The organism is Streptococcus sp. NLN76 (assembly GCF_015686645.1).
In the GTDB taxonomy this organism is placed as follows: domain Bacteria; phylum Bacillota; class Bacilli; order Lactobacillales; family Streptococcaceae; genus Streptococcus.
This window is the reverse complement of sequence record NZ_JADPMS010000047.1, coordinates 1-12,383: the sequence shown is the minus strand read 5'-3', so window position 1 is coordinate 12,383 and position 12,383 is coordinate 1. Positions and strand designations below refer to the sequence as shown.

Genomic DNA, 12,383 nt, shown 5'->3' with positions numbered 1-12,383 from the left:
GCGTCTTTTGCTTTGGTTGCTTCTGCATCAACCTCAGACTTAGCTGCGTCTTTCTCTTCCTTCGTCAAGTCATCACGACCGTCGATCTCTGCTTTCTTCGCTGCTGCTGCGTCATCGATGGCTTGCTTGGCTGCTGGCTTAGCTACTGGAGATGGATTTTCTGCTTTAATCGCATCAACTCCTGAATCCTTCGCCGCTGTTACATCCGCATCTGTTTTAGCCGCATCTACTGCATCTTTTGCTTTGGTTGCTTCTGCATCAATCTCAGACTTAGCTGCGTCTTTCTCTTCCTTCGTCAAGTCATCACGACCGTCGATTTCTGCTTTCTTCGCTGCTGTTGCGTCATCGATGGCTTGCTTAGCTGCTGGCTTAGCTACTGCATCTGGATTTTCTGCTTTAATCGCATCAACTCCTGAATCCTTCGCCGCTGTTACATCCGCATCTGTCTTCGCTGTATCTACTGCATCTTTTGCTTTGGTTGCTTCTGCATCAACCTTTGCCTTAGCTGCGTCTTTCTCTTCCTTCGTCAAGTCATCACGGCCGTCGATCTCTGCTTTCTTCGCTGCTGCTGCGTCATCGATGGCTTGCTTGGCTGCTGGCTTAGCTACTGCATCTGGATTTTCTGCTTTAATCGCATCAACTCCTGAATCCTTCGCCGCTGTTACATCCGCATCTGTTTTAGCCGCATCTACCGCGTCTTTTGCTTTGGTTGCTTCTGCATCAACCTCAGACTTAGCTGCGTCTTTCTCTTCCTTCGTCAAGTCATCACGACCGTCGATCTCTGCTTTCTTCGCTGCTGCTGCGTCATCGATGGCTTGCTTAGCTGCTGGCTTAGCTACTGCATCTGGATTTTCTGCTTTAATCGCATCAACTCCTGAATCCTTCGCCGTCGTTACATCCGCATCTGTTTTAGCCGCATCTACTGCGTCTTTTGCTTTGGTTGCTTCTGCATCAACCTTTGCCTTAGCTGCGTCTTTCTCTTCCTTCGTCAAGTCATCACGACCGTCGATCTCTGCTTTCTTCGTTACTGCTGCGTCATCAATGGCTTGCTTAGCTGCTGGCTTAGCTACTGGAGATGGATTTTCTGCTTTAATCGCATCAACTCCTGAATCCTTCGCCGCTGTTACATCCGCATCTGTTTTAGCCGCATCTACTGCGTCTTTTGCTTTGATAGCTTCTGCATCAACTTTTGCCTTAGCTGCGTCTTTCTCTTCCTTCGTCAAGTCATCACGACCGTCGATCTCTGCTTTCTTCGCTGCTGCTGCATCATCGATGGCTTGCTTAGCTGCTGGCTTAGCTACTGGTGTCGGATTTACGGTATTGATACTTGTAATCCCCGTATCTTTAGCAGATGTCACCGCATCATTCGTAGTCGCAGCATCGATTGCTTTCTTTGCGTCATTCGCCTTGGTATCTACCTCTGATTTAGCAACTGTTTTCTCTTCATCCGTGAGATCCGTACGCGAATCAATCAAGGCTTTCTTAAGATCCACCTCATCATCGATCGCTTGCTTAGCCTTATTTTTAGCCATAGCTGATGGATTTATGGCATCAATGGCAACGATACCTGTTTGGCGTGCATTATTGACTGCAGCATCATTTTTAGCTGAATGAATGGCCTCTATAGCTTTCGTTACTTCAGAATTTACCTGTGATCGAGCTTGAGTTTTCTCTTCCTCAGTTAGATCTTTCCGTTCATCGATCTCCGCCAATTTTTCATCAGCCTTGTCAAATAGATCCCGTTTAGCCGTTTCCTTCGCTTCCCCAACAACTCTAGCAGAGTCAATCAGACTCACCCCAGAATTCTTAGCAGACTCTACAGCATCATTGGTTGTTGCTGCATCAATGGCTTTCTTGGCATCTGCGACCTCTTGATCAACAATCGCTTTGCTTGACTCTTTTTCCTCATCCGTCAGGTCTGTACGAGTATCGATTTCAGACTTCTTGACTTGAGCTGCGTCATCAATCGCTTGTTTCGCCGCGTTTTTAGTGTCAGCTTTGGGATTTACAGCTGAAATAGTGTCGATACCTGTACTTTTAGCGGATTCAACACTAGCTTTATCCTGAGCTGCATCGACCGCATTTTTGGCATTGGTCACCTCAGAATCAATCTGAGATTTAGCAGCATCTTTTTCTTCCTTTGTTAATTCATTACGGGCATCAATGGCTGCTTTTTGATCAGTTGCTGCTTGATCAATAGCCTCTTTTGCCCCATTTTTTATATTTGATTTTCCATCCAGCGCATTCTTAGCATCCTCAACCGCTTGTTTGGCATTATCAATCTCCGTTTGGCTGGCGCTTGGATTTTGGATAACCTTGTTGGCATCTTCAACTGCCTTATCATAGGCATCCTTCTTATCTTGACTTGCGTCTGTATAATTATCATCAGCTTTAGTGATGTTATCTTGATTCACTGTATCCCTAAGAGGATCCTTATCGGTAACATGAATCACGAATGATTTTTGAGATTCTCTACCAGCACCATCTCTGACCGTCACCGTTACAGGATAGTCGCCCTTCTCTGCTGTAGGATTTCCTGTGACAACTTTATTGTTATAGCTTAATCCATTAGGCAGCCCTGTGACCGTTACAGTTGGATTTCCTTCAGCTATCGTAAAGTCAATTGTTTTTCGGAAAGAAGCGCCTTTGGCGATGGTCTCGTCGCTTAAAGAGACGATGTCCGGGTTAAAGGTAATAGTCTTACTTTTATCCATCACCGAGGTAGTTCCATCATAGTTGGTAACCGTCACATCCCCATTATTTGCAACTGAAAATACAGATGTAGGATTGATCCCCTGATTTCTGGGAACAGCTTTGATGGCATTCACGATAGCCTGTTTCTCAGACTCTGTCAGATTATTTCGATCTGCGACAAAGGTTTTAGCTGGGTCGTATAACAGTACCCTAATATCAACCACCTGCTCATCTTTTGATCCATCAGGATAGGTCACGATAACCGTTGGCCTGATATGACGGGGAATACTCATATCCAAATTTTCCTTAAACGAATAAGTAGTCCCACTAGGGTATGAGGTCGTTACAACCGATCGATCCGCTTGATACATCATATTGGGATGATTAATATTCACAGCACGCGGACGTGGAGTTACACCGTACTGATCCGCCATTGTCCCGTTATTCCGGAAGGCACTTCCACGCGCTACAGTGGCAGTACGACGGAAGGCAGATTCTCTAGAAGCGGACGGCACCAAGGCAAACAGTAATTGGTTTCGCTGGAGTTCCCGAATTTCTTGGGTTAACCTGGCTACTTCATTTGAAGCCAGTTTATAACCTTCTGGGACTTGAGCTGGATCCAAAGTGATAGAGACAGTTGCAGGCCGGTCACTTGTTGATACCGTTGCAACTTTTTCAACGGAGCGGATTGCTTCGTTCGTGTTCTGGTTAACAAAGGTCAGCGTATAAGGAATCTCAACTTCTCTTTGATTACTAGTCGCTTTTTCCCCTGACCAATCTTCCTTAACTTCCTCAACTTTAGCAGATTCTTCAACTTTTTCAGTTGTTTCTTTCTTTTCTTCTGTTAAAGGCTTCGTTTCATCGTCAGCCTTAACTACTGGTTCAGAAGAAGCAGGAAGCTCGCTTGATGTATGTGTTGAAGTTTTAGACTCTACAAAGACAGGCGATTCAACAACTGATTCATTTGTTGATATAATAAGTTCTCGCAACTCCCCCGGATTCGTCTGTTCCTTAGCTAGATTTGAACTTGCCAGCCCCGTCGATTCTTCCACTTCATCAGCAGAAACACCTGTCCCCATCACCAAAAAGGCAGCGATTGCTACTGATACAACTCCTACATTAAATTTCCGTATTGAGAAACGCTGACGCGTCTCAAACGGGAATTTTCCATTTTTCTTTTTCATGGATATCCTTTCAAAATTTTATTTCCCCTTATTATCCCATAAAGAAAGGATTTACTCAAGAACCTCTATCTCATAAACAAGGTATTTGTAACCCCTTCCCCTGATCTTCAAACTCAATCTCATAAAACTCCAAAAACTAACTCGTGAAGTCCAGGCAATGCTAAGTGAGAGTAAGGCGAAACTAACAACGGTTACATTTGATCTTGGAAGCGTATTAACGAAGTCCTAGGACAGGATGTTATCGACGATCCTCAAGAACTCTCCCTTAAAGTTCGAATATTCTATTTATCAGTTTGCAGCTGGTTAAGCAACAGTATCCCCTAGGTAATATCGTTTATGTGAGAACTTCTGACATAGCTCGTTGCTTGTTTTTGAAAATTTTGGTAAAATACAACAATAAATGATAGTTTATCTGACAAAAAAGGAGAAAAATATGCCGCTTATTCAATTTAAAAACGTCGAAAAGTACTACGGTGATTACCATGCACTTCGGAACATCAACCTAGAAATCGAAAAAGGCCAAGTTGTTGTTCTCCTTGGACCTTCCGGATCAGGCAAATCAACCCTTATTCGAACCATAAACGCCTTAGAATCGATCGAAACTGGAAGTCTAGTCGTAAACGGACACGAACTGGTCCATGCATCAAACCAGGAACTGGTCCAACTTCGAAAAGAAGTTGGAATGGTCTTCCAGCACTTCAACCTCTACCCCCACAAAACGGTTTTAGAAAATGTCACCCTAGCTCCAATCAAAGTACTAGGAATGGATCCAAAGGAAGCCTTGGCCTTAGCCGAAAAATACCTAACCTATGTAAATATGTGGGATCGTAAAGATTCCTATCCTGGTATGCTATCCGGTGGACAAAAACAACGTGTAGCCATCGCTCGTGGCTTGGCCATGAAGCCTGAATTACTTCTATTCGATGAACCAACTTCTGCCTTGGACCCAGAAACCATCGGCGATGTCTTAACCGTCATGCAAAAGCTAGCCCGAAGCGGAACCAATATGGTCGTTGTGACCCATGAAATGGGATTCGCTCGTGAAGTAGCGGACCGTATCATTTTCATGGCGGATGGAGAAATTTTGGTCGATACCACTGATGTTCACGGCTTCTTCGACAACCCTCAAGAACCACGCGCTCAACAATTTCTCAGCAAAATTATCAACCATACCAGTGATAACGTAAAAGAAGACTAGGAGGAAGCCATGAATCTTTCCAAATACCTTAAATTTCTAGCAGGTTTCTGTTTAAGCCTCCTCTTCCTATCGACAAGCGTTGCTGCAACCGAACTCCCAGACCAAGTTCAAAAGATTAAAGATGCAGGTGTCTTGCGTGTTGGTGTTAAACAAGACGTTCCCAATTTCGGTTACCTCGACCCCAAAGACAATCAATACCATGGCATGGAAATCGATATCGCTCAACAAATCGCCAAGGAATTAGGCGTGAAAATCGAGTACACCCCCGTAACATCCCATACGCGGGAACCGTTGATGGATAACGGTCAAGTTGACCTCATCATCGCCACGTATACGATTACCCCGCAAAGACAAGAATCTTACGCGATCTCAACGCCCTACTACTACGATGAAATCGGATTTTTAGTAAACCAAAAATCCGGTATCAAGAGTCCAAAAGGATTAGATGGTAAGACTATTGGGGTTTCCCAAGGTTCAACAACTAAAGCAAATCTTCAGGCTTTTGCCAAAGAAAATGGACTCTCTTTCAATTTTGTAGAACTGGGGTCCTTCCCTGAATTGGCAATCTCCCTTTACGCACAACGGATTGACGCCTTTTCTGTCGATAAATCCATTCTATCCGGTTACACCAGCAAACAAACGCAAATCCTAGATCAAGGATTTAATACACAAGAATACGGAATTGCCAGCAAAAAGACGAATACTGAATTGATTGACTACATTGATAACCTCATTGAAAAATGGACCCAAGACGGTACACTCAAACAAATTCAGGATTCGTACAATCTGAAGTCCGCTCAACCTACAGAAGACTAAGGAGGAAATATGTTACACGCAACGACTTCAACCAGCCCCTTCGCTTTAAGTAGATGGGCTGCCTTATTTCAGGAATCCGCTAGTTTCTTCCAAGGCTTTCTCTACACCCTTGGTTTGTCTATCGGGTCTCTTGCTTTAGCCATGCTTCTCGGTATCCTTTTTGCAATCATGGCGTCAAGTCAAAACAAATTCGCCCAATCTTGCTCTCGGGTCTTTGTGGAATTTTTCCAGAACACGCCACTGCTAGTTCACTTTGTCTTTGTCTTTTATGGCCTAGCTATTGTATCGCAGGGAACAATCATGATTTCAGCCTTTTGGACCGGCATTCTTTGTGTCGGCCTCTACCACGGGGCATATATTGCGGAAGTATTCCGTTCCGGTATCGAGGCTGTCCCTAAAGGGCAAATGGAAGCTGCCCTCTCCCAAGGTTTTAGTTATGGGGAGAGCATGCGGTTAATCATTATTCCTCAGGCAATTCGAACCATCCTTCCTCCACTGACCAACCAAGTGGTAAACTTAATTAAAAACACTGCAACCGTAGCTATTATTTCGGGTGCAGACATCATGTTCGTCGCTAAATCCTGGGCCTTTGAAAGCACCAACTATGTCCCCGCCTTTGCCGGCGCTGCTCTTCTTTATTTCATCCTCTGCTTCCCACTAGCTAGCTGGGGAAGAAGAATTGAAGAAGCCAATAAGCAGACCTACACACTTTAATTTAGAAAGGAACGGCTATGTCTGAACTTTTTACCAGTTACAACCTCAGTTTCCTTCTACAGGGCTTAGGGCTCACACTGCTCATTTCTGCGTCCGCGATTGTGTTATCTACCTTCTTTGGGACCATTCTGGCCCTGATGCGTAACAGTAGCTATCGTTTCCTCAAACTCTTAGCGGGTATCTATATTGAGTTTGTCAGAAATGTCCCTAACCTGCTGTGGATTTTCATTATCTTTTTGGTCTTTCAGGTCAAATCCCTACCTGCAGGGATTCTATCCTTTACCATTTTTACATCTGCAGCACTGGCAGAAATCATCCGAGGCGGCCTCAATGCAATTGATCAGGGACAAACTGAGGCCGGCCTCTCTCAAGGCTTTACCAGTTACCAGATTTTTACACTCATCATTTTCCCCCAGGCCTTTCGCAAAATGTTGCCAGCGATTATTTCCCAGTTCGTGACGGTGATCAAGGACACTTCCTTCCTCTATTCGGTCATTGCCCTTCAAGAACTCTTTGGTAAGAGCCAAATCTTGATGGGACGCCACTTCCAACCCGAACAAGTGTTTACCCTCTATGCATTCGTCGCGCTGACTTATTTTATTATCAACTTCCTAATCTCCAGTTTGTCCCGAAAACTTGCCCTTCGTTGGAAAGAGCAACAATAGAATACTCAAAAACCCCCAAGCCTTGCTAGCGCTTGGGGGTTTTTCGGCTATAGAGGATTGACTCAAGCGTGTTCAGAAGCACCTGATGAAGCATCTGCTGCAGGTGCCGCGGATGCAGGACCGCCTTGTGCATCAGAAGCCCCGCTTGTAGCATCTGCAGCTGCGGCAGCAGCCGGTCTCACAGATCCACCGACGAGGGATTGGCCTGTTGTTTCTAAATACCAGTCCAACCACGGTTTAAAGTTGAAGACAATCTCATTAATACCCGCATAAGAACCATCTGGATAGTACATCGCCTGATAATTATGGGTGTTAATAATATGTTCTGAAGGATTTGGTACAAGGGTCCGAACATATTCTTGGTTTCCATTGCGCAACGTTCCAACAACCCACTCAACATTTTTCATCCGATTTGCGGGTAGACTATTATGCACTGTCCCCAAGCGACTTCCAGACTGGGCAGGCACCCGTTTGGCCAACATGGTACTTGGATCTTGGTGAGCATTGTTGTAGTACAAGAACTGGTTGTTGTCATCTGCATAGGTCAATTCAAATGGCATTGAGTTGAGGAACATATTAATCTGATCAACCGTTAAAATACCGTGATCTAAGCGGACATAGGTATTACCGGATACAGCCCCCGTAATTTCAGCCACTTTTTCAACCCATTCTGGATCATCTGGATCCACTTCTGTAATGGTAGTTGCAATTGGGTTATTACAGTACAAATCTTCTGGAAGAATTGGTTTTGGTTTCCGAAGTTTTGAAACCACTTGTACATATTTAATGAAATTGTCCACACAGGATTCCAAAAAGTTAACAGTTCCTTCACTGATGATATTTCCGTTTTCATCAAATGCTTCCTTGGCTTTACCAAGCAAGAACTCATTTCCAGGTAGGGTATAGGCATTCACGCCAGGAGCATCTAAAATTTTTCTCAAATGAGTTTGGGCACGTGAAGTTCCCTGATCATGGTAGGAGGCCCCTACAATCATGATTGGTTTACTTTCCAGTGGATGAACCTTGTACGACAACCATTCTAAGACACTCTTTAAGGCAGCTGTAATGGTATGGTTGTGTTCTGGTGTCGCAATGATGACACCATCTGCGCGTGTAATTTTATTATTTAATAGACGTAATTGAAAATGTGCTTCCCAGTCTTCGTCTTGGTTGAACATTGGAATGTCTGTGATTTCTAAAATCTCCAACTCAAACCGCGTTTTAAAGTGTTTTCGAATAAATTCTAACAATGTGCGGTTGTATGACTGTTCTGCGTTTGATCCAACGATTCCTACAAATTTCATTCTTTCTCCCTCTCTTATGACAAGTTTTCCCAGTCAAAGTTTTCAGCTTCTTGACGTAGTAATTCTTGGGCATTTGACAATTTACTTGTTACTTTCACAAAAACACGAAAATCATCGAAGATTGCCTCTAATTTTTGAATAATCCGTGCATCCCTTAAGTTCCCATCATAGTCAAAAGCTTCAAGGGAGTGTGACAGTAAGAATTCATCTGGCAAGACATTCGCCTTAAGCTCAGGAGCATTTAAAATTTGACGCAATTGTAACTGGGCCCGTGATGAACCCAAAGTTCCGTAAGAAGCACCCGTAATCATCACCGGCTTATTCAAAAGTGGATAAATTCCATAAGATAACCAAGCCAAGGCATTCATCAACACTGCAGGAATTGAATGATCATATTCCGGTGTTCCAATAATAACCCCTTCTGCTTCCTCAATTTTACGAGCAATTTCGAGGACGGATTCTGGTACTTCTTTATTGGCCGGTTTATTAAAAACTGGTAGAGCACTAATTTCAACTAACTCAATCTCAGCCTTATCCTGAAAATGACGCTCTATATACTGAAGCAACTGACGGTTTGTAGATTTCGATGAATTTGTTCCAACAATTCCAATAAGTTTCATAGTCTTTTCCATTTCTATTTTTTCTACCTTTTTAAGTTTTCCCGTTGAATGGGAAGAGGCTTCATTCTCCCCATCACGAAGGTCGCTGCCAAATAAAAGTCTTTTCAAGGCCACTCGATAACATAATCCGATTGTCATCCGTAATGAGAATCCCTTCAATACCAGGCTCCTGTTCAATCTGCCACAGAACCACTTCCAAACGTAAACCGAACAAACGAGTCGTCCATAACTCACACTCCAAGGATGTCGGTGCAACTATGGTTAAACTCGCCAAACTTGTCTCAATTGGATAACCTGTGGTCCGGTCAAAAATATGATGGTAGCGCTTGTTTCCAATCTGCAAATAGCGCTCATAAATCCCCGAGGTCACTACAGACCCTCCATCAATTGAAAGCAGTCCTAAATTCTCTCCTCTAGGCCGCTTGGGGTCCTGAATTCCAATCAACCAATTCCCATCCGGTCGGGCTACATTCCTCCCCCAGACACGAACATTCCCTCCAAGATTGATCAAGATCGCTTGAATCCCTGGGTGATTTCGAGCATAGTCGATGACCTTATCCGCAATATAGCCCTTGGCCAAGGCACCTAAATCAAGCTTCATCCCTTGATCCTCAAGATAAACACCCTTAACTGTCGAATCCAGTTGAATAGCCCGAGGGTCTGAATATCGTAAAGCATTTTGAATCTCATCAACAGTCGGTAGCTTGGCGTCATTAAACCCAATTCTCCAGGTTTGCACCAAGCCACCGATGGCAATATTCAAATTACTAGGATCAGCTAAACTATGCTTCTTACCAATTTGAATCAGCTCAAAGAGATCCGGATGGACTTGAATCGCTTCAATTCCAGCCTGTTGATTCACTTGATTTAGTTCTGATTGTTTATCATTTGCGCTAAAACGCAAGGTATACGTTTCTAATAGTTGACGAATCTCCTTCAGACAGAGACTTGGCTCATCTGCTTCTATCTGAACATCGATAAGAGTTCCCATCATTTTTATCTGACAACTACTCTTCACTCCCGCCCCTTTCTTTTTCTTTTTTGAAATAATAAGGAAAACTTACACATCTATGATAACGCTTTCTTTATTAAAAGTCAACTACTCCCCGCATTTTATTTTGAGCAATAAAGGAAAAATACGATTCCTGTCACAATAAAAACCCTGCCTCCAATCGGAAGCAGGGTTTTCATCAAATCGATTGGTTGTTCATGAAATCAAATGCGATTCCAATGATTACTAATCTTCTTCACGCCGTTTTCTAGCTTTCAAACCAACCACTCCAAGAAGTGAGGCAATACCTAATGCTGTTAGGGCAGCAGAAGAATCTTCACCAGTCTCTGGAAGTTGTTGCTCTGCATAAGTTGGTTGAGCAGGGCGTGGCTGAGGTTTAGGCTCAGGTTGTGGTTCTGGCTTAGGCTCAGGTTGTGGTTCTGGCTTAGGCTCAGGTTGTGGCTCTGGCTTAGGCTCAGGTTGTGGCTCTGGCTTAAGCTCAGGTTGTGGTTCTGGCTTAGGCTCAGGTTGTGGCTCTGGCTTAGGCTCAGGTTGTGGTTCTGGCTTAGGCTCAGGTTGCGGCGTTGGATCCGGATCTTTCTCATAAGGTACCGGTGTATCCTTAGCAGGATCATTCGGATCTACGATTGAAGGCGGAATATAACCCTTCGTTGGATCCTCTGGATCAACTGGTTTCAATGGGTTACCATCTGGATCTTTTGGTGTGTAACCTGGGATGTATGGTAATGGTGGGTTATTGCTTGGATCCTCTGGGGTTTCATCGTATGGTACTTTTGGAATTTCCTTACCTGGTTCAGTTGGAATAAATGGAATATAGCTTCCCAATTCACGGTACACATAGGTCACATGAGTTGATCCCTCTGTAACCTTACCAGTCTCGTTACCTTGAGTTTTACCTGGTACCAAGATGTAACGTTTACCATCCTTCTCAATAATCCGAGGTTTGTTGTCTGTTGTGTCATAAGGAGTGTCCACATCGCTTTCTGGTGTATCCACTACATCTTTCGCGATGGTTTCACCCTTCTCATTCACATAATGAACAACAACTTCACCCTTCTTCACTTCAGGTGTTGGATCTGGAGTTACCGGTACGTATGGTACTGGTGTATCCTTACCTGGATCGTTAGGATCTGTGATGGATGGCGGAATATAACCCTTGGTTGGATCTTCTGGATCAACTGGTTTCAATGGCTCATCTGTTCCTGGTACTTTTGGTTCGTATCCTGGAATGTATGGCAATGGTGGGTTATTGCTTGGATCTTCTGGAGTTTCATCGTATGGTACTGGTGGTTTGTCTGTTCCTGGTTTTGTTGGATCATAGCCATTTGGATCTTTTGGATCTCCATTTTCAGGAATATATGGAATGTACTTACCTAACTCACGGTATACATAAGTGACTGTCTTCGTACCTTCTTCAACCTTACCAGTTGTCGCATCGGATGTCGTCAAGTGACCTTGATCATCAACCTTACCTACTGTGTAATCACCAGCTGGAACAAGTTTGTATGTCTTACCATCTTCTGTCTTGATGATTTCTGGACGGTTATCCACGACTGTATCATAATCTGAATCCACTTCACCGTTTTCAACATCTTTCACAGAAGTCTTGATTTCCTTACCTTCTGTATCAACGTAGGTAACAACAACCTCACCCTTCTTCACTTCAGGTGTTGGATCTGGAGTTACCGGTACATATGGTACTGGTGTATCCTTACCTGGATCGTTAGGATCTGTGATGGATGGTGGAACATAACCCTTCGTTGGATCGTTTGGATCAACTGGTTTCAATGGCTCATTTGTTCCTGGTACTTTTGGTTCGTATCCTGGAATGTATGGCAATGGTGGGTTATTGCTTGGATCCTCTGGGGTTTCATCGTATGGTACTGGTGGTTTGTCTGTTCCTGGTTTTGTTGGATCATAGCCATCTGGATCTTTTGGATCTCCATTTTCAGGAATGTATGGAATGTACTTACCTAACTCACGGTATACATAAGTGACTGTCTTCGTACCTTCTTCAACCTTACCAGTTGTCGCATCGGATGTCGTCAAGTGACCTTGATCATCAACCTTACCTACTGTGTAATCACCAGCTGGAACAAGTTTGTATGTCTTACCATCTTCTGTCTTGATGATTTCTGGACGGTTATCCACGACTGTATCATAATCTGAATCCACT

General features: G+C 43.8%; 9 protein-coding genes. 4 read left to right on the top strand and 5 right to left on the bottom strand.

From position 1 onward, the window contains the following. A partial coding sequence (locus I1A59_RS08125; protein ID WP_196092279.1) for a DUF1542 domain-containing protein occupies positions 1–3,878 on the bottom strand: 3,878 nt, incomplete at its 3' end. A 433-nt stretch (positions 3,879–4,311) separates the two neighbouring features. Here I1A59_RS08125 and I1A59_RS08120 point away from each other — a divergent pair. Genes I1A59_RS08120 through I1A59_RS08105 form a run of 4 tightly spaced genes read left to right on the top strand, consistent with a single transcriptional unit; the run spans position 4,312 to position 7,271 of the window. After that, positions 4,312–5,076 carry an amino acid ABC transporter ATP-binding protein gene (locus tag I1A59_RS08120; RefSeq protein WP_196092278.1) on the top strand — a complete coding sequence of 255 codons (765 nt, stop codon included), beginning with the start codon at positions 4,312–4,314 and terminating at the stop codon, positions 5,074–5,076. 9 nt (positions 5,077–5,085) lie between these two features. Next, positions 5,086–5,892: a transporter substrate-binding domain-containing protein gene (locus I1A59_RS08115; RefSeq protein WP_196092277.1), complete on the top strand. Its 807-nt coding sequence runs from the start codon at positions 5,086–5,088 to the stop codon at positions 5,890–5,892. Positions 5,893–5,901: 9 nt separating this feature from the next. Then, positions 5,902–6,606 carry an amino acid ABC transporter permease gene (locus tag I1A59_RS08110; RefSeq protein ID WP_196092276.1) on the top strand — a complete coding sequence of 235 codons (705 nt, stop codon included), beginning with the start codon at positions 5,902–5,904 and terminating at the stop codon, positions 6,604–6,606. Between the two features lie 17 nt (positions 6,607–6,623). Further along, complete coding sequence (locus I1A59_RS08105; RefSeq protein WP_196092275.1) at positions 6,624–7,271, top strand: amino acid ABC transporter permease; 648 nt, start codon at positions 6,624–6,626, stop codon at positions 7,269–7,271. A gap of 62 nt (positions 7,272–7,333) precedes the next feature. On the opposite strand, the gene I1A59_RS08100 is transcribed toward I1A59_RS08105, so the two are convergent. From I1A59_RS08100 to I1A59_RS08085, 4 genes are all read right to left on the bottom strand, one after another. Beyond that, complete coding sequence (locus tag I1A59_RS08100) at positions 7,334–8,575, bottom strand: NAD(P)H-dependent oxidoreductase (protein WP_196092274.1); 1,242 nt, start codon at positions 8,573–8,575, stop codon at positions 7,334–7,336. Positions 8,576–8,589: 14 nt separating this feature from the next. Then, positions 8,590–9,195 carry an NADPH-dependent FMN reductase gene (locus I1A59_RS08095; RefSeq protein WP_196092273.1) on the bottom strand — a complete coding sequence of 202 codons (606 nt, stop codon included), beginning with the start codon at positions 9,193–9,195 and terminating at the stop codon, positions 8,590–8,592. 73 nt (positions 9,196–9,268) lie between these two features. Continuing rightward, complete coding sequence (locus I1A59_RS08090) at positions 9,269–10,213, bottom strand: FAD:protein FMN transferase (RefSeq protein WP_196092272.1); 945 nt, start codon at positions 10,211–10,213, stop codon at positions 9,269–9,271. Positions 10,214–10,432: 219 nt separating this feature from the next. Further along, positions 10,433–12,383, bottom strand: a 1,951-nt coding sequence (locus I1A59_RS08085) for an LPXTG cell wall anchor domain-containing protein (protein WP_196092271.1), incomplete at its 5' end; no start/stop codon positions are given.